This is a genomic window from Mesorhizobium sp. WSM2561 (assembly GCF_000513915.1).
Lineage (GTDB): Bacteria > Pseudomonadota > Alphaproteobacteria > Rhizobiales > Rhizobiaceae > Mesorhizobium > Mesorhizobium muleiense.
This window is the reverse complement of record NZ_AZUX01000004.1, coordinates 82,196-99,918: the sequence shown is the minus strand read 5'-3', so window position 1 is coordinate 99,918 and position 17,723 is coordinate 82,196. Positions and strand designations below refer to the sequence as shown.

At 63.4% G+C, this 17,723-nt stretch carries 16 protein-coding genes; 1 reads left to right on the top strand and 15 read right to left on the bottom strand.

What is annotated here, in order from left to right:
- Positions 1-10 precede the first annotated feature (10 nt).
- From phnN to M727_RS0106930, 9 genes are all read right to left on the bottom strand, one after another.
- On the bottom strand, positions 11-631 hold the full coding sequence (gene phnN / locus M727_RS0106970) for a phosphonate metabolism protein/1,5-bisphosphokinase (PRPP-forming) PhnN (RefSeq protein ID WP_027152072.1): 621 nt from the start codon (positions 629-631) through the stop codon (positions 11-13).
- Positions 628-1,767, bottom strand: coding sequence for an alpha-D-ribose 1-methylphosphonate 5-triphosphate diphosphatase (locus tag M727_RS0106965; protein WP_027152071.1), 1,140 nt, complete (start codon positions 1,765-1,767; stop codon positions 628-630). The genes phnN and M727_RS0106965 overlap by 4 nt, the downstream gene beginning before the upstream one ends.
- Before the next feature lie 80 nt (positions 1,768-1,847).
- Complete coding sequence (locus tag M727_RS0106960; protein WP_027152070.1) at positions 1,848-2,555, bottom strand: DUF1045 domain-containing protein; 708 nt, start codon at positions 2,553-2,555, stop codon at positions 1,848-1,850.
- A gap of 154 nt (positions 2,556-2,709) precedes the next feature.
- Positions 2,710-3,522, bottom strand: a complete 813-nt coding sequence (gene iolB, locus M727_RS0106955; protein WP_027152069.1) for a 5-deoxy-glucuronate isomerase — start codon at positions 3,520-3,522, stop codon at positions 2,710-2,712.
- A 6-nt stretch (positions 3,523-3,528) separates the two neighbouring features.
- On the bottom strand, positions 3,529-3,747 hold the full coding sequence (locus M727_RS0106950; RefSeq protein ID WP_027152068.1) for a DUF3329 domain-containing protein: 219 nt from the start codon (positions 3,745-3,747) through the stop codon (positions 3,529-3,531).
- Positions 3,748-3,795: 48 nt separating this feature from the next.
- Positions 3,796-4,713 (bottom strand): myo-inosose-2 dehydratase, encoded by a 918-nt coding sequence (gene iolE / locus M727_RS0106945; protein WP_027152067.1) that lies wholly within the window; start codon positions 4,711-4,713, stop codon positions 3,796-3,798.
- A 171-nt stretch (positions 4,714-4,884) separates the two neighbouring features.
- A complete protein-coding gene (gene iolD, locus M727_RS0106940) occupies positions 4,885-6,735 on the bottom strand; it encodes a 3D-(3,5/4)-trihydroxycyclohexane-1,2-dione acylhydrolase (decyclizing) (RefSeq protein ID WP_027152066.1) in 1,851 nt (616 codons plus the stop codon).
- A gap of 35 nt (positions 6,736-6,770) precedes the next feature.
- Complete coding sequence (gene iolC / locus M727_RS0106935; protein ID WP_027152065.1) at positions 6,771-8,705, bottom strand: 5-dehydro-2-deoxygluconokinase; 1,935 nt, start codon at positions 8,703-8,705, stop codon at positions 6,771-6,773.
- Between the two features lie 130 nt (positions 8,706-8,835).
- The gene (locus M727_RS0106930; RefSeq protein ID WP_027152064.1) at positions 8,836-9,681 is read right to left on the bottom strand and encodes a MurR/RpiR family transcriptional regulator; all 846 of its coding nucleotides are present in this window, start codon (positions 9,679-9,681) and stop codon (positions 8,836-8,838) included.
- A 154-nt stretch (positions 9,682-9,835) separates the two neighbouring features.
- On the opposite strand from M727_RS0106930, the gene M727_RS0106925 reads away from it, so the two are divergent.
- Entirely contained in the window at positions 9,836-10,945 is a 1,110-nt protein-coding gene (locus M727_RS0106925; protein ID WP_027152063.1) for a Gfo/Idh/MocA family oxidoreductase, read from the top strand.
- Between the two features lie 318 nt (positions 10,946-11,263).
- Here M727_RS0106925 and M727_RS0106920 read toward each other — a convergent pair whose 3' ends face one another.
- The 6 genes from M727_RS0106920 to M727_RS0106895 all read right to left on the bottom strand — a co-directional run bounded on the left by M727_RS0106920 (position 11,264) and on the right by M727_RS0106895 (position 17,464).
- A complete protein-coding gene (locus M727_RS0106920; RefSeq protein ID WP_027152062.1) occupies positions 11,264-12,355 on the bottom strand; it encodes a 3-deoxy-7-phosphoheptulonate synthase in 1,092 nt (363 codons plus the stop codon).
- Positions 12,356-12,568: 213 nt separating this feature from the next.
- Complete coding sequence (locus M727_RS0106915; RefSeq protein ID WP_027152061.1) at positions 12,569-13,363, bottom strand: SDR family oxidoreductase; 795 nt, start codon at positions 13,361-13,363, stop codon at positions 12,569-12,571.
- A 23-nt stretch (positions 13,364-13,386) separates the two neighbouring features.
- Complete coding sequence (iolG, locus tag M727_RS0106910; protein ID WP_027152060.1) at positions 13,387-14,388, bottom strand: inositol 2-dehydrogenase; 1,002 nt, start codon at positions 14,386-14,388, stop codon at positions 13,387-13,389.
- Positions 14,389-14,515: 127 nt separating this feature from the next.
- Complete coding sequence (locus M727_RS0106905; RefSeq protein WP_027152059.1) at positions 14,516-15,283, bottom strand: ATP-binding cassette domain-containing protein; 768 nt, start codon at positions 15,281-15,283, stop codon at positions 14,516-14,518.
- A 2-nt stretch (positions 15,284-15,285) separates the two neighbouring features.
- Positions 15,286-16,362, bottom strand: a complete 1,077-nt coding sequence (locus M727_RS0106900) for an ABC transporter permease (protein ID WP_027152058.1) — start codon at positions 16,360-16,362, stop codon at positions 15,286-15,288.
- A gap of 160 nt (positions 16,363-16,522) precedes the next feature.
- On the bottom strand, positions 16,523-17,464 hold the full coding sequence (locus tag M727_RS0106895; RefSeq protein WP_027152057.1) for a sugar ABC transporter substrate-binding protein: 942 nt from the start codon (positions 17,462-17,464) through the stop codon (positions 16,523-16,525).
- Between the last annotated feature and the right edge of the window lie 259 nt (positions 17,465-17,723).

Below are 17,723 nucleotides of genomic sequence, written 5' to 3'. Positions count from 1 at the left end.
TTGATCGATGTCACGGTCGGCCGGAGAACGCCATTGCCTTGCGCAGCACTTCGACAAAACGCTCGCCGGCCGCCTCGCGCGGGCCGCTGTTGTCGATCGAGGTGACGCCAGGCCCGGACAACGCCACATTGGCGCTGCGCGCCAGCCGCGCCAGCACTTCGCCGCGCGACTCGCGGCCGCGCATCGCCAGTCGCTCAGCCAGGATCTGCGGCGATGCGGTGATCTCGACGACAGCCAGATTGGCATAGCGATCGCGCAGCGCCGGGATGATGGCGCGGGAGACATTGGCGATGGCGACGCGGCCATTGGCCACCGACCGGTCGACTTCAGCCGGGATGCCATAGCGCAAGCCATGCGCCTCCCAGGCGATGGCGAAGGCGCCGTCCGCCTCGGCCTCGACGAAGGCCGCATCGGCCAGCGTGTCGTGATCCTCGCTCGTCGTATCGCTCGGCCGGGTGATGACCCGGCGCACGAACTCCAGCCGGGTCTCGTCGGCAAACAGCGACCGGGCATAGCCGATCACCGTGTCCTTGCCGGCGCCGCTCGGCCCGACGACGGCGACAAAAACGCCGTCGCGGATCGGAAACGCCGCGGCGGACAATTCACGCTCGATCGACGCCGACGCCATCACGCGACCCGACGCCCCTGCCGCCAGACCGTGCGGACAACCGGGACATGATCGTCGAGACGGACGCGAACCAGATCGGCGCGCCGGCCCTGCTCGATGACACCACGGTCGGCGAGGCCGACTGCCTCGGCCGGGTTCTTCGAGACCATCGCCACCGCCTGCGGCAGGGAGATGCCGTCGACAACGTCGCCGAGGAAAAACGCCGACTGGATCAGGCTGAAGGGGATGTAGTCGGACGACAGTATGTCGAGCAAGCCTTCGCTGGCGAGTGTCCGGGCCGAAACATTGCCCGAATGCGAGGCGCCGCGGATGACGTTCGGGGCGCCCATCAGCACCCCGAGCCCGGCCGCCTTCGAAGCTTTTGCGGCCTCTTTGGTGGTCGGGAATTCGGCGACGCGGACGCCTTGTTCGATCGCCTCGTCGACATGGCCGGTCGTGGCGTCGTCATGGCTGGCCAGCACGATGCCGCGCTGATGGCAGGCGGCAGCGATGAAGGCGCGGTTCGCCCCCGAATTCGTCGCCGACTCAGCCATCCGCTTCTCGCAGAATTGCTGGAATTCGCGGTCCGTCAGCTTCAGCTTGCGCTGGTAGTAATAGGCATAGGTTTCCAAATCAACGAACTGGCGCTGTCCCGGCGCATGGTCCATCAGCGACGCCAGCTTGATCCTGTCATCGCCGTCAAAATGCGCGAAGGCTGCGAGGCAATCCGGCGCCGAAACCTCGCAGCGCAGATGGATGAAATGGTCGGCCCGCAGCCGGTCCTGCTGGACGCTGTCCTCGATCGCATCGGCCAGCTTGCGCATGTCGGCCGAATTCATGTCGGCGTCGTCGTCCATGCCGACGCGCAAGGCATCGAGCACGGTGGTGATGCCGGCAGTCGCCACCTGCGCGTCGTGGGCGAGAACGGCGGCGATCGGATTCCAGCGCACCTTCGGCCGCGGCGCGTAGTGACCCTCCAGGTGGTCGGTGTGGAGCTCGACCAGCCCGGGAATGATGAAATCGCCGTCCATGTCCTCGCCGCTCCGGCCGGCACCGGCATCGATCCCGGCGATCAAGCCGTCGCGCAGCACGATCGACCCTTCGACGATCTCGTCGGCAAGCACGATGCGGGCGTTGTTGAGAACGGTCTCGGCGGTCATTTCAGGCAGTCCTTGGAGCATTTTGCAGCCAATTGGAATCGATTGGCGTCGCACAAACGCGGTTAAAACAAATAGTCATTTCAGGCAGTTTTTCTAGCCGGGCGGCGCCCGAGCGCATGATGGGAAAGCACCATGAACGGAGCGCCAGGTTCGGTTTCGACAAACAGGGTCAGCGCGTCCACCGGCACCGGCCGTTGCAGGACTCCCGCAAACAGGCTGTCGATTGCTGCGCGAAGACGAGGGCTTTCCTGTGACGAGGCCCGGCCGGACAGCGTCATATGAAAACGGAAGGTCTCGAAGACATAGGGGTAACCCCACTGGCAGAGATTGCGGAATTCAGCCGGCTTCAGCGAGTCAGGGCTGCGCCGTTCGATCTCAGCCTCGCTCAGCGGCGCGCGAAAACGGTCGAAGTCGCGCACGACGTCGTCGGCGAAGCGGTTGAGCGCCGGCAGCGGTCCTTCCGGTACCAGCGCGAAGAAGCCGTCGATCTGGCTGACGACCAGCCGCGGGATCGTCACCACCGGCGTTGCCTCGGCAAAATCGTCCAGTGCCGCGCGAAGCGCGGCTTCCGTCTCGTTCGAAGCCAGCCGGAAGGGCGCCTTCAGCGTCGCATGAAAGCCGTAGCGGCGCGCCGAAGCGGTATGGAAGGCGACTTCCGCCGCCGACAGTTCGCCCATGGCCTCGACCGGCCTCGTGGCGGCGCCGAACGGGTCACGGCCGAGCCAATTGGCGGCGATCCGCGCCAGCGGTTCGTCCTGCCGGGGGGTGAAATAGATAGCGTAGCGCATCGAAAGTCCTCGTCAACTCCCGCTGCCATAGGCGATTTGCATGACGAAATGACGAAGCTGATGATCGCTCCTGATAACAAACTTGTTCAGGCGGGTCATTAGCCGACGATTTTTTTCGCCTTGGGCCAGTTTGCCGACCCGGACGGGCAGCGCCTCAGGCCTTCATCAGCCATTCGTGCTCGGGCGCGTTGTGGAATTTCCACGTCCGCTTCGGCCCGGCCATGACGTTGAGGTAGTAGAGGTCGTAGCCATGGCAGGCGGCGCAAGGGTGATAACCCTTGGGCACCAGCACAACGTCGCCGTCCTCGATCGCCATCGCCTCGTCGAGCGAACGAGCGCCGTTCCGGTCGGCATCGGTGTAGACGCGCTGGAAGGCAAAGCCCTGCGGCGGATTGAGGCGGTGGTAATAGGTCTCCTCGAGATAGGATTCGGCCGGCAGATTATCCTGGTCATGCTTGTGCGGCGGATAGCTCGACGTGTGGCCGCCGGGCGTGATGACCTCGACCACCAGCAATGAATCGGCCGGCTTGCCTTCCGGCAGGATGTTGGTGACATAGCGCGTGTTGGTGCCCTTGCCGCGAACCTCCTGGCCGAGATCTTTTGGCGCAATGACGCGGACCGGCAGGCCACCGCCAAGTCCCGGCGCCGAGCAGGCCGCGAGTTCGAGACGGGTGTCGGCGGTCACCGACCAGTCAGAGCCCTGCGGCACATAGACCGACCACGGCTTGCCTTCGAAGGGCGACATGCGTTCGCCGAGCAGGCCGAGATCCTTGCCGCCGGCCTTGGCCTTGCCCTTGCCGGTGACGAACACCAGGCAGACTTCACGGCTCGCGGTTTGTCCGGAGACGGTCTCGCCGGGCCGCAATCGATGCAGATCGAAACCGACATAGGTCCAGCCGGCGTTTTGCGGCGTCACATGGGCGACGCGGCCATGGCCCTTATCGGCCTTGACGAGCAGTTTCGACATCGCACTTCACTCCTTTGGTTCGGCGTCGGCCGAACCCTTGCCGCTGTCGGCCGGCTTGTAGAGATAGAAGAACTGCCAGACGGCATAGCCGGCGAAGCCGAGCGCGATCGTGCCCCAGAACGGCGCGCCGGTGGCAAACTCGACCACGGCCCAGCCCAGGCAGACCGCGACGATGGCAACACGCCGCCACAGCGGCCGGAAGAACGGATGCTCAGAGTCCTTCATCGGATCAGCCCCCGCATCGGATCACCCCGTCGACGGGAATAGACTCGCTCAAGCATTGGGGAAGCCCTGCGTTTCAACCGTGTAGCCGGCGGCCGTCATCACCCGCATCAATTCCTTGTAGCCGACTTGCGCCATCCTGAGCGGCGGATTCTTCTTGGGGTCCTGCTCGGCCTCGACCACGAACCAGCCTTCATAGCCGTAGTTCGCCAGCCTTTCCACAATGGCACCAAAATCCAGCGACCCGTCGCCCGGCACCGTGAAGGCGCCGAGCGCCACGGCATCAAGGAAGGATTGCTTCTGGCGATCGAGCTTTTCGATCACGTCCATGCGAACGTCCTTGACATGGACATGATTGATGCGCCGGTGATGGTTGTCGATGGCGCGCAGCACGTCACCGCCGGCAAAAGCCAGATGGCCGGCGTCGAGCAGCAGTGGAATGCCTTCTCCCGAATGGCGCATGAACGCGTCGAGCTCCGGCTCGGTCTCGACGACCGCCGCCATATGATGGTGGTAGGAGAGCGGCATGCCTTGCTCGGCGCACCATTCGCCGAACTGCGTGAGGCGCCTCGCATAGGCTTTCATCTCATCGTCCGAAAGCCTCGGCTTGGTGGCGAGCGGCTTTGAGCGGTCACCCTGGATGGAGCGGCCGACCTCGCCATAGACGATGCAGGGCGCGTCCACCGCCTTGAACAGATCGATCATCTGCTGGATGCGATCCTTGTTCCTGGCCATGTCTTCGTCGACCAGAGTACCGGAGAACCAGCCGCCGCAGAGCGTCACGTCGGCCTCCTTCAGGATCGGCAGCATGATTTTCGGATCACTGGGAAAACGGCGGCCCATTTCCATGCCGGTGAAGCCCGCCGATCGCGACTGCGCCAAGCATTCCTCCAGCGACACATCATCGCTGAGTTCCGCAAGATCGTCGTTCCACCATGCAATGGGGGACATGCCCAGTTTGGCTTTCAAGTCGTCACTCCAATGTCAGTTCGTTCAATTTTCATTCGTCGGCGCTGCCCCTCATCCGCCTGCCGGCACCTTCTCCCCGTAAGGCCGGGGAGAAGGGACAAGCTCCTACGCCGGCGACCCCCTCTCCCCGTCCTTACGGGGAGAGGGTAAGGGTGAGGGGCAGCGCCGAAATCAATCACCAACACTCTGCATCCGCCGCTTTTCTTCATAGGCTTTGCGTGCGGCGTTGACCTGCGGCCGCGAAGAAACTTCCGGCACGGCGACATCCCACCAATGGCCGCCGACATCGGTCGACACCAGCGGATCGGTGTCGATGACCAGTACCGTCGTCTTGCTATTGTCTTTCGCTTTTGCCAGCGCCGTTTCCAACCCGGCGATCGACGAAACTTTCTCGGCGATGGCGCCGAGGCTTGCCGCATGCGCGGCGAAGTCGATGTCGGGCATAATCTCGTGGCGGGCGTCCTTCAGCAGATTGTTGAAGTTGGCGCCGCCGGTCGCCATCTGCAGCCGGTTGATGCAGCCATAGCCTCTGTTGTCGAGCAGCACGATGGTCAGCTTGAGGCCGAGCATGACCGACGTTGCGATCTCGGAATTGAGCATCAGATAGGAGCCGTCGCCGATCATGACGACGACCTCATCGTCAGGCTTGGCCATCTTGACGCCGAGCCCGCCTGCGATCTCGTAGCCCATGGTCGAGAAGCCGTATTCGGCGTGGTAGGAGCCGGGTGCGCCCGCCTGCCAGAGCTTGTGCAATTCGCCGGGCAGGCCGCCGGCGGCATGAAGCAATATCACGTCGGAGCCTATGGCGCGTTGCACGGCGCCGATCACCTGCGCGTCGGACGGGTAGGCGGCATCGGTCGAGGCCGTCACCTTGCCGGCTTCGGCCTGCCATTCTTTCTTCCCGCTGGCCGCATTATCGGTCCAGGCTGCCGGCGCCTGCCAGCCGTTCAGCGCCGCGCCGAGTTCGGCCAGCCCTTCCGCCGCATCGGCGACCAGCGGCAACGCCTGGTGCTTGCCCGCGTCGAAAGGCTGGACGTTCAGCCCGATGATGGTCTTGCCGGAATTCTTGAACAGCGCCCACGAGCCGGTGGTGAAATCCTGCAGCCTGGTGCCGACGGCAAGCACGACATCGGCTTCTTCAGCCAGCCGGTTGGCCGCCAAAGTGCCGGTGACGCCGACCGCCGCCATGTTGAGCGGATGATCGTCCGGCAGCGAGGATTTGCCGCCCTGCGTCTCGCAGACCGGGATGCCGGCGCCTTGCGCCAGCTGCGCCAGTTCGCCGGAAGCCTGCGAATAGAGAACGCCGCCACCGGCAATCACCAAGGGCTTTGTTGCCGCCTTCAGCGCCGCCACCGCGGCCGCCAATTCCCCACGGTCCGGACGCGGCCGGCGCTGATGCCAGACCCGTTCGGCAAAAAAGCTCTCAGGGTAATCATAGGCCTCGGCCTGCACGTCCTGGCAGAGCGCCAAGGTCACCGGTCCGCATTCGGCCGGATCGGTCAGCACCTGCATGGCACGGTTGAGCGCCGGGATGATCTGCTCGGGCCGGGTGATGCGGTCGAAATAGCGCGACACCGGCCGGAAGCAGTCATTGACCGTCGCGGTACCGTCGGAAAAATCCTCTGCCTGCTGCAGGACGGGATCGGGGATACGATTGGCGAAGACGTCGCCGGGGAGAAACAGGACGGGCAACCTGTTTACATGCGCAAGTGCCGCCGCCGTCACCATGTTGAGCGCGCCGGGGCCGATCGAACTGGTCGCCGCCATGAACCGGCGGCGGAAATTGGCCTTGGCATAGGCGATCGCCGCATGCGCCATCGCCTGTTCGTTGTGGGCGCGAAAGGTCGGCAATTCGTCGCGCACCTGATAAAGCGCCTCGCCGATGCCGGCGACATTGCCGTGGCCGAAGATCGCCCAGACGCCGCCGAAGATCGGCATTTTCCTGCCGTCGATCTCGGTCATCTGGCGAGCAAGAAAGCGGGTCAGCGCCTGCGCCATCGTCAGGCGGATTGTCTTGGTCATGTTGTTTTCCTCCGCAGTCCTTATGCCGCGCCTTCTTATGCTGCTTTGCGGCCGCGCGCGGCGAGCCATGCCTCGGTCAGCCTCTCGAAGCGCGACGCCATGTCGGCCACCGCCTCCTCGTCCGACATCTTGCCGGCAAGCCATTGTTCGGCCGCGTTGATGAAGATGGTGCGACCGACGGCGAAGCCCTTGACGATGGGCGCCTTGGCGGTGGCGGCAAAGGCCGCTTCCAGCTCGTCCGGCGGCGCTTCGAGGCCGAGCAGCACAACCCCGCGGCACCACGGATCGTTCTTCAGGATCACCGCTTCGATCTTCGCCCAGGCCCCGGCTGAGGCCTGCGGTTCAAGCTTCCACCAGTCGGGCTTGATATCAAGCGCATAGAGTTCCTCCAGCGCCCGCGGGATCGTCGTGTCGTCGAGCTCGCCGTGCTTGCCGGCGATGATCTCGATGAGAAGTTCCCTGCCTACCTTCCGCGCGGCCCCGAACAGGCTTTTGAGCTTCTGCTGCTGCTCGGTCTTCAGCGCCTCCGGGTCGTCGGGGTGGTAGAAGCACAGGCACTTGATGCAATGGTCGATCGGCCACTCGATCAATTGCGAGCCGATATCCTGCGAGAACTCGAAACGAAGCGGCCGCGATCCGGGCAATTCGACTGGCCGGCCGAGCCAGGCGAAGGAATGGCGGGCGAACTCGAACATCGCCTCGCGGCCGTATTTTTCGTCGAGCAGCATGCCGTAGCCGGCGCGGCCGGCGGCAACCTTTGCCGCCGCCTTGACCGTCAGCACCTTGAAATCATCGATGCGCGACGGGTCGGCGCCGGCCTTCGCGGCGACATCGTCAAGCTGGATACGGTGATCGCAGGCCAGCGCCATCAGCGATGGAATGTCTCGCCGGCGCGTCGTCGCCCAATGGATATGGTTGATCGCCTCGTCCTTACGCAGCGCCAGGTGCCTGCTGCCATTCTTCAGGAAGAACTGCAATTCCTCGAAGGTCGGGTATTCCGGCGCACAGAGCAGCCGCGACACGGCGAAGGCGCCGCAGGCATTGGCCCAGGTCGCTGCCGTCTCCAGGCTCTCCTCGCCGAGCCAGCCGCGCAAAAAACCCGACATGAAGGCATCGCCGGCGCCGAGCACATTGTAGACCTCGATCGGAAAACCCTTGCCAACGATGCCGTCCACGAGGTCGTCGCTGATCGGCCCGTCATAGACGATGCAGCCCATGGCGCCGCGCTTCAAGACGATCGTGGCCTTGGACAGCGAGCGGATCGTCTTCAACGCACTCAGGCATTCATCGGCACCGGAGGCGATCATGATCTCTTCTTCGGTGCCGACGATCAGGTCGCAGTCGGGCAGCACTGTCTTCAGCTGGGCGGAGACCCGGTCGGATTTCACATAGCGCTCGAAGCCTTCGGCATGGCCGGCAAGGCCCCACAGATTAGGGCGGTAGTCGATGTCGAACACCACCTTGCCGCCCGTGGCCTTGATGGCACGGATCGCCTTGCGCTGCGCGGCGTCGCTGTTGGGCCGCGAAAAATGCGTGCCGGTGACGACGATCGCGCGTGCCGAAGCGATGAACGTCTCATCGATGTCGTCTTCCGAAAGCGCCATGTCGGCGCAGTCGGTGCGATAGAAGATCATCGGCGACACGCCCTCGTCCTCGACCGACAGCAGCACCAGCGCGGTCAGCCGGTCCGGATCGGTCCTGAGGCCGTCAACCGAAACCCCTTCGCGCGTCAACTGCTCGCGGATGAAGCGGCCCATCTGCTCGTCGCCGACGCGGGTGAGCAGCGCCGAGCGTAGGCCGAGCCTCGCCGTGCCGACCGAAATGTTGGCCGGACAGCCGCCGACCGACTTGGCAAAGGAGGTGATGTCCTCCAGGCGCGAGCCGATCTGCTGGCCATAGAGATCGACGGAGGCGCGGCCAATGGTGATGACGTCGAGCGGCGCATGTTTCGCGTCCACGGCTTCGCTCATTCGAACCTCCCATCAGCCTTGTTGTCTTGGGTAACACGCGCGAGCGGCAGCGTGGCGCCGGCAATATGAAATAAGAATTCCAATCGATAGTCAATATGGAACGCGCGTTCCTTTGCCGAAAAGTAGCCTGTCAGGCCTTGCGCTTCCCGCCGGTGTCGCGCCGCTTTTCGCCAACCGCAACGGTCAGCGCCATGGCCAGCGCCATCGTCGCCGACAGCGAGCGGAAGCCGGCGAAATCGGCCTCGGCGACCTCGAACCAGACTTTGGCGAACTGGGCGAGCGGGGAAAAGGAACTGTCGGTAATCGCTACGATCGGAACGCCTTGCTCCGAGATGACGCGCGCCTCCTCGATGGTCGCCGGGGCATAAGGCGAGAAACTGATGGCGATGACGGCATCCCTGGGCGAGGCAAAGCTGATCATCTCGGCGTTGAGGCCGGCGGCCGATTCGATCAGCTGGTTGCGGATCTTGAGCTTGCCCAGCGCATAGGCGATGTAGGAGGCGACCGGATAGGAGCGGCGCTTGGCCAGCACGTAAATCGTCTCCGCCTTTGCCAGCAAGGCGATGGCAGCTTCGAAATGGTCTTCGTTCAACCTGCCTGAAATATCGTTGAGCGAGGTGCTCGCCGCGGCGACGAAGCCGTCGAAAATCGCCCGGTGACCGGCGCCTTCCTCGGCCTTGGCGCGCAATGCCGCCAGCCTTTCATCATAGGACGAATTGCGCTCGCGCAGACGCTCGCGAAACACCAGCTGCAGGCTGGTGAAGCCGTCGAAGCCGAGTTGCTGGGCGAAGCGGATCAGGGTCGAAGGCTGGACGCCGGCGGAAGCGGCGATGCTGGCGGCGGTGCCGAAGGCAATATCGTCGGGATTGTCGAGCGCATAGGCGGCGATCTGCGCGATGCGCTTGGGCAGGCTCTGGCGCCGTTCCAGGATCGTCGTACGCAGCGTCTCGAAATCGCGGGGCACCCGTTCGTCCATCGTCGCTCCGCCCAGGTCCATCAGTCGATGCGGTGTGATGCCCCATCATAGCGAGCCTGTGCAAGAAGGCCATAAAAAATGAGCCATGCGTTCCATTTCTGGAAAAAATGGACTAATTCATCCACGCAACCTTTCTGGCAGTGGAGACAAGGAAATGGTCGGAGTCGGTCTTATCGGCACGGGGTTCATGGGCAAGTGCCACGCCATCGCGTGGAACGCGGTCGGCACCGTCTTTCCCGACGTGGCCAAGCCAAGGCTGGTCCATCTCGGCGAGGTCGATGACGACCTTGCCAAGCGCCGGGCGGCCGAGTTCGGCTTCGCCAAGGGCTCCGGCGACTGGCGCGCCGTCGTCGATGACCCGGACGTCGATATCGTCTCGCTGACCACGCCGAACCAGTTCCACCCGGAGATGGCCATCGCCATCCTCGAAGCCGGCAAGCATCTGTGGTGCGAAAAACCGATGGCGCCGAGCTTTGCCGAGGCGCAAGCCATGGCGGCGGCGGCCAAGAAATCCGGCAAGGTGGCCGCGCTCGGCTACAACTACATCCAGAATCCGGCGATCCGCCATATCGGTGCGCTGCTCGACGAGAAGATCATCGGTGAAGTCAACCATCTGCGCATCGAGATGGACGAGGATTTCATGGCCGACCCGGAGGCGCTTTTCTTCTGGAAGCACGAGGCGGCGTCCGGTTACGGCGCGCTCGACGATTTCGCCGTGCATCCGCTGTCGCTGGTCTCGGTGCTGTTCGGTCGCGTCGCCCGCGTCATTTGCGACATGGCAAAACCCTATGCCGATCGCCGCGTCGCATCAGGCGGGCGCCGGGCGGTCGAGACCTACGACATCGCCAGCGTGCTGATGCATCTCGAAAACGGCATTGCCGGCACACTGCTGGTCAACCGTTCGGCCTGGGGCCGCAAGGGCCGGATCGCCATTCAGATCTTCGGCTCGAAGGGCTCGATCCTGTACGACCAGGAGCGGATGAACGAGTTCCAGCTTTACCTGACAGCCGACCGCCCGACCGAGCAAGGCTATCGCACCATCCTGGTGGCGCCGCACCACAAGCCCTACGACGCCTTCCTGCCGGCGCCCGGCCACGGTCTCGGCTTCAACGACCTCAAGCTCATCGAATGCCGCGAGCTTTTGACGCGGCTGGCCGGCAAGCCGGCGCGGATCATCGATTTCGACGAAGGCCTTGAGATCGAGCGGACGGTGCATGCCATGGCGCGCTCGTTCGAGGAACAGCGCTGGATCGCGGTGCGGTAGCGACCCGCAATCCGCGCCTCGACGCCACCCATGCGAGAGCAAGGGAGAGCTTGTGTCGGAGAGGGCCAATTGTCGATATTGACGCAGCCCCTCATTGCCTTGCCGGGCATTTCTCCCCGTAAACGGGGAGAAAGAAGCTGACCGCCCCCTCGGCGCTCTTCCTGCAACGCTTGTAGTCGGCGAAACCGTCGATGACGGCGTCTTTCTCCCCGTCACTATACGGGGAGAAATGCCCGGCAGGGCAATGAGGGGCTGCGCCGGCCTTTCAAAGCCAAGCAGCAAGGTAGCAACCGCCCGCAAAATTCCGTGCCAACCGCTTCAGGCGGCGCCCGGACGGCTGGCGATCAGGGCGCGTCGCGCCGACCGGCGCCGCTCGACAGCGTCGGCAAGGCCGTGCAGCACCGTCTCGGTGGTTGTCCAGTCGATGCAACCGTCGGTGATGCTCTGGCCATAGACGAGCGGCTTGCCGGGCATGACCTCCTGCCGTCCGGCGACGAGGTTGCTCTCGATCATGACGCCGATGATGCGTTCGTCGCCTGCCGCGACCTGTGCCGCGACGTCGGCCGCCACCATCGGCTGGTTCTCCGGCTTCTTGTTGCTGTTGGCGTGGCTGACGTCGATCATCAGCCGTGGTGCTACGCCGATCCGGCCGAGTTCCGCGCAGGCGGCAGCTATGCTCGTTGCGTCATAGTTCGGGACAATGCCGCCGCGCAGGATGACGTGGCAGTCCTGGTTGCCGGTCGTCGTCGCGATGGCGCTGCGCCCGCCCTTCGTCACCGCCATGAAATGGTGCGGCTGGGCGGCGGACTTCACCGCCTCGGCGGCGATCCGCAGATTGCCGTCGGTGCCGTTCTTGAAGCCGACCGGGGAGGACAGGCCGGATGCGAGTTCGCGATGGATCTGGCTCTCTGTCGTGCGCGCGCCGATCGCGCCCCAGGCGACGAGGTCGGCAATGTATTGCGGGGTGGCTATGTCGAGGAATTCCGTCGCCGCCGGAAGGCCAAGATTGTTGACCGCAGAGAGCACGTTACGGGCCATCCGCAGGCCCTTGTCGATGTCGAAGCTGCCGTCCAGGTCGGGATCGTTGATCAGGCCCTTCCACCCAACCGTCGTGCGCGGCTTCTCGAAATACACGCGCATCACGATTTCCAGCCGGTCCGACAGGCTCTCGCGCAGCGCCACCAGCCGGCTGGCATAGTCGACGGCAGCGACTGGGTCGTGGATCGAACAGGGGCCGACGACGACGACCAGCCGATCGTCAGCGCCGGTCAGCACCGCGTGGATAGCGTTGCGTGACGCGGCAACGGTGCGCGTCGCCGTCAGCGTGCGCGGTATCTCCCGCATCACGTCGTCCGGCGTACTCAGCTCTCGGATTTCCTTGACCCGAAGATCATCTGTGGTGGTCAACACGGCTTTCTGCTCCTGGTTGGGAGACCTGCCGGCTGAAACAAAAAAGCCGCCAGGTCTGGCGGCTGTTCGGATGTTGTTGCTGCAATCTTCAGATCGAGCGCAATCCTCCCGCCGCCAGCGAGCTGCCGTAGCTAAAGTACCAGAACGAGGCGGTCAGGTGGATCATGCCAGCCCTATAGCTGAAGCCAGGGTGCTTGTCACGTTCAGATGACGCTACTCCGGCGAAGACCCTGCAATGGTTTGGTCGTAGTCGACCAGCGAGCCGGTCATGACGCCCGACTGCGGGCTGATCATATAGCTGATCAGCCGGGCAAGCTGCGCCGGCTTCACCAACTGGCCCATCGGCTGCGCGGCCTCGGCCTTTTCCAGCCAGTCGTCCGGCGCGTCGTGCCATTTCTTCTGCACGATCGCCTCGCCCTCGGTATCCATCCAGCCGGGCAGCACGGCGTTGCAGCGGATGCGATTGCTGCGATAGGCATTGGCGATATTCTTGGTCAGCGTCGCCAGTGCGCCCTTGCTCGACGAGTAGGGCGCCAGGAACGACTGGCCGCAATGCGCCGACATCGACAGCACATTGACGATCGAGCCAGGCGCCTTGCGGGCGAGCAGCTGCGCCACCACACCCTGCATCAGAAAGAAGGGGCCGCGAACATTGGTCGCGAAGATCGTGTCGAAAAGCTCTTCGCTCGTCTCGACCAGTGAACCGCGCGCCGAGGTGGCGGCGGCGTTGACCAGCGCATTGATGGTGCCGAAATGACTGATCGCCGTGTCGACGGCGCGTTTGCAGTCGGCCACTTTGGAAACATCAGCACTGATGAAGATGGCGTCGACGCCGCTTTTCCCAAGTGCGGCGACAGCCTTGTCGCCTTTCTCCTTGGAACGACCGATCAGCGCCAGCGCTCGGCAGCCCTCGTCGGCCAGCGCCTCGGCGACGGCGAAGCCTATGCCTTGCGCGCCGCCGGTGACGATTGCGCGTGTTTCGGAATTGCGACCGGCGGAATCGTTCATCGCCTTGCTCCTGTGCTTGATACTCAGATTGTCTTGTCGAGGCGGACGGTCTTGCCCTCCTTGGCCGATTTCAGCGCCGCGTCCGCCAGCCGCAGCGCGAGGAGCCCGTCCCCACCGCTCGGCGCCGCCTTCTTGCCTGATGTCGTTGCGGCGATGAAGGCAGCGATCTCGTTGGCATAGGCGTCGAGGTAGCGGGTCATGAAGAAGTCGTGCAACGGCGGGCGCGTATAGCCCTTCTCATTGGCCAGTTCGATCGATACCGGTCGCTGGTTCTCGGCCGCAACCATGCCTTTCGAGCCATGCACCTCGATGCGCTGGTCGTAGCCATAGGTGGCACGGCGTGAATTGGAGATGATGCACTGCTTGCCGGAGGCGGTTTCGAGGATGACGCTGACGCTGTCGAAATCGCCGGCCTCGCCGATTTTTTTGTCGACCAGCACCGAGGCATGGGCGCTGACCGCCACCGGCTCCTCGCCGAGCAGGAAGCGCGCCATGTCGAAATCGTGGATGGTCATGTCGCGGAAGATGCCGCCCGAGCGGCCGATATAGTCGAGCGGCGGCGGGCCGGGATCGCGCGACGTGATGGTGACCATCTCGACCGTACCGATGGCGCCATCGTCGATCGCCTTGCGCACGGCAGCGAAATGCGGATCGAAGCGGCGATTGAAGCCGACCATCAAAGTGGCGCCGGCCTTGTCGACCACGGCCAGGCATTCTTCCACTCTGTCGGCGTCCAGGTCGATCGGCTTCTCGCAGAAGATCGCCTTGCCGGCCTTGGCGAACCGCTCGATCAGATCGGCATGGGTGTCGGTCGGCGTACAGATGATGACCGCATCGATATCTCCGGCCTTTTCGATGGCGTCGATGGTGCGAACTTCCGCACCATAGGCCGACGCCAGATCCGTCGCCGCCTTCTCGAAGGCATCGGCAACTGCGACCAGCCTGGCCTGCGGATTGGAACCGACGGCGCGGGCGTGGACCTTGCCGATGCGGCCGGCACCGAGAAGAGCGAAGCGGAGAGGCATGGGAATTTCCTTTGAGGATTGTTCGAAAATGGAAGTACGTCTTTCCTGCACCGTTCAGCGCGAGGCGCAGTAGATTTTCTTATCGCGGCAGATCGGCGACGGGTCGATGACCGCGCCGGCATCCGCCCTAGGCCGCAAGTTCGGCCTCCCCGGTCTTGGCGCCGGTGATGTATGAGACGATGTCGTTGCCGTCGGTGTCCTGCTTGCGCAGATTGGCGACGATGCGGCCGCGCCGGAAGACGACGATGCGGTCGACGAGGTCGAACACCTGGCGCATGTTGTGGCTGATCAGGATCAGCGGCTCGCCATTGGATTTCAGCGTGCGGATGATGTTTTCGACCTGCATCGTCTCCTGCACACCAAGTGCTGCCGTCGGCTCGTCCATGATGATGAGCTTGGACGCAAAGGTAGCGGTTCTGGCGATCGCCACGCACTGACGCTGGCCGCCCGACATGTGTCGGATGGTGTTGGAAAGGTTGGGAATCTTGACCGCCGTGCGGATCAACGCTGCCTCGGTCGCCTTGCGCATGAACTTGCGATCGAGGATCGAGAAAGGCCCGAGATTGAAAAGCACCTTTTCGCGGCCAAGAAACAGGTTCGACGGCACGTCGAGATCGTCGGCAAGCGCCAGGTTCTGGAACACCGTTTCGATGCCCGCCTCGCGCGCCGCGATCGGACCGGCGAAGTTCACTTCCTTGCCGTCGAACCAGACCTTGCCGCTGGTGCGCTGCTCGACGGCGGTGATCTGGCGCACGAAGGTCGACTTGCCGGCGCCGTTGTCACCCATGATGGCGACATGCTCGCCCTTGCGCAGTTCGAAGTTCGCGCTTTCGAGCGCATGCACGCCGCCATAGTATTTGGTCAGGTTTTCGGTCTTCAGGACGATGTCTGACATGATCAAGCCCTCATTGCCCGCAGGCGCTGGCGCCACTGGTCGAGAACGACTGCGCCGATGATGATCACGCCCTTGACCATCTCCTGGTAGTAGGCGTCGAGGCGCAGGAAGGTGAAGCCGGAGATGATGACGCCGAAGATCAGCGCACCGATCACCGTTCCGATGATCGAGCCGCGGCCGCCCGACAGCGAGACGCCACCGATGACCGCCATGGCGATCGCGTCCAGTTCGTACATTACACCCATGCCGGCCTGAGCGGTGAGGTTCTTGGAGCTCAGCACCACGGCGGCGAGCGAGGCGAGGATGCCGGCAATGACGAAGACGAGGATCTTGTGGTTCTGGACATTTATGCCGGACATGCGCGCGGCATCCTCGTTGGAGCCGATGGCATAACAGTGCTTGCCGTACCTGGTGTATGACAGGATCAGCTGGAACAGAATTGCCAGCGATATGAAGATGATGACCGGCATCAGCCCCTTGCCGATCGCGGCGAAACTCTCGGTGGGAAACGAGATCGGCTGCCCCTTGGACCACCATTTGGCGATGCCGCGCGCCGTCACCATCATGCCGAGCGTGGCGATGAACGGCGGAATGCGCGTGTAGGCGATCAACGAGCCGTTGACCAGGCCCGCCAGCAGGCCGCAGCCGATCGCGACCAGCACCGGGACGATCACCGGCAGGTCGGTCCAGCCTTGCGCGAGGAACACCGCCTTGGGATTAGGGTTGCCGTTGACCGTCGCCACCTGGGCGAAACTCATGGCGATCATCGCCGTGGCGCCGACGATCGAACCAGAGGAAAGGTCGATGCCGCCGGAAATGATCACCTGCGTCACGCCGATGGCGATGATGCCGACGATCGACACCTGCAGGATGATGATCTGCAGGCGCGCCTCGTTGAAGATCGTATCGACATTGGGGCGGGTGTTGAACAGAAAGCTGTCGCCAAGAAAGACACGGCCTATCAGCTCGAAGGCGCCGACAAGGATGATGAGCGCCAGGAAAACGTTGAATTCGGCAGGCCATGTGCGCTTCTTCGCATCATAGCTGAGTCCGCCGACGCCATGGGTTGTCTGTGTCAACTTTTGCTTCCTCCATCAGCCGCAGTCGCCCTCCCGCCGCTTGTTTCGGCGATGAGGGAAAAGAGGGAGCGGCGCTGCTTTCTTGTTCTTAAAACGTCGGATTTCCAAAAACCGGTCCGATGCTCTGCCGCGCCGCTCCTATCGAGAACGCTCCTCTGCCTCAGTTCTTCTGCAGGAACTTGTCTATGTTTGCCGGCGTGACCAGCTGGAAGGGGATGTAGACCTTCTGTTCGACCGCCTCGCCCTTGGAAAGCTTGAGCGCGGCGTCCAGTGCCCCGGCGCCTTGGCCGGCCGCGTCCTGGAACACGGTCACGTCGAGGTCGCCCGCCTGCATCGCGGCAAGCGCGTCCTGGGTGGCGTCCACGCCGCCGACGACAACCGACTTCATGTCGACGTTGGCAGCCTTCATGGCCTGGATCGCACCGATGGCGCTTTCGTCATTGTTGGCGATCACGCCATCGAACGGCGTGCCGGTCGACAGCCAGTTGGTCATGAGGTTCTGCGCTTCCTCGCGTTTCCAGTTCGACGTCTGCTTGTCGATGATCTTGATGAAGCTGCATTCCGGAGTGGCGATCACATCGTCAATATCCTTGGTGCGCTGCACCGCGGCCTGGTTCGACAGCTCGCCCATGATCACATAGACATTGGCCTCGGTCTTGCCGGCCTCCTTGAACAGGCGGCAGACTTCCTGGGTTTCGAGAGTGCCGGACTCAACCTCGTTCGAGGCGACGAAGGCCTGGTTGTCCGGCAGCGTGTCGACGTTGACCGGCTCGCGGTTGACATAGACCAACGGAACCTTGGCCGCAGCGGCGGCATCCGACATCGCCTGGGTGGCCGAGGTGTCGACCGGATTGACGATGATCGCGTCGACGCCCGAGGCGACGAAGTTCTTGATCTGGTCGAGCTGCTTGGCGACGTCGTTCTGCGCGTCCTCGACCTGCAGTTCTACGCCTTCCATGCCCTTGGCCTGCTCGATCATGCCGTTGCGCAGCACGGTGAGAAAATTGTCGTCGAACAGCGCCATAGACACGCCGATCTTGGCAGCGAGGGCGGACGAACTCATCAGCGCCGAAAACACGACGCCCAAAAGCAGTTTCTTCATTTTATTCTCTCCTCCACAGAATTGGTGTCCGGCTGCACCGATCTACCCGGAATCCCCGATCTCCCAGGGAATCTCTCCCGATTGCTTCTCCGTTTCCGATGGCGATTTCCGCGTTGGCTGGAACGCCAAGCCCTCCGTTGAAACAGATGTTCCGGAACGAAAGAACCAAAATACCTAGTTGGTGAAATATTTATTCCATTCTACTGGCGGGCGTCAAGGAGATTCCGAAAGCGGCTGCCGGTTTTTTCGGACAACGCGG

Bases quoted from the DNA above. Each gene is read 5' to 3' on its own strand.
- M727_RS0106965 (WP_027152071.1), bottom strand. From the start codon at position 1,767: ATGACCGCCGAGACCGTTCTCAACAACGCCCGCATCGTGCTTGCCGAC.
- M727_RS0106960 (WP_027152070.1), bottom strand. From the start codon at position 2,555: ATGCGCTACGCTATCTATTTCACCCCCCGGCAGGACGAACCGCTGGCG.
- iolB (WP_027152069.1), bottom strand. From the start codon at position 3,522: ATGTCGAAACTGCTCGTCAAGGCCGATAAGGGCCATGGCCGCGTCGCC.
- M727_RS0106950 (WP_027152068.1), bottom strand. From the start codon at position 3,747: ATGAAGGACTCTGAGCATCCGTTCTTCCGGCCGCTGTGGCGGCGTGTT.
- iolD (WP_027152066.1), bottom strand. From the start codon at position 6,735: ATGACCAAGACAATCCGCCTGACGATGGCGCAGGCGCTGACCCGCTTT.
- iolC (WP_027152065.1), bottom strand. From the start codon at position 8,705: ATGAGCGAAGCCGTGGACGCGAAACATGCGCCGCTCGACGTCATCACC.
- M727_RS0106930 (WP_027152064.1), bottom strand. From the start codon at position 9,681: ATGGACGAACGGGTGCCCCGCGATTTCGAGACGCTGCGTACGACGATC.
- M727_RS0106925 (WP_027152063.1), top strand. From the start codon at position 9,836: ATGGTCGGAGTCGGTCTTATCGGCACGGGGTTCATGGGCAAGTGCCAC.
- M727_RS0106915 (WP_027152061.1), bottom strand. From the start codon at position 13,363: ATGAACGATTCCGCCGGTCGCAATTCCGAAACACGCGCAATCGTCACC.
- iolG (WP_027152060.1), bottom strand. From the start codon at position 14,388: ATGCCTCTCCGCTTCGCTCTTCTCGGTGCCGGCCGCATCGGCAAGGTC.
- M727_RS0106905 (WP_027152059.1), bottom strand. From the start codon at position 15,283: ATGTCAGACATCGTCCTGAAGACCGAAAACCTGACCAAATACTATGGC.
- M727_RS0106895 (WP_027152057.1), bottom strand. From the start codon at position 17,464: ATGAAGAAACTGCTTTTGGGCGTCGTGTTTTCGGCGCTGATGAGTTCG.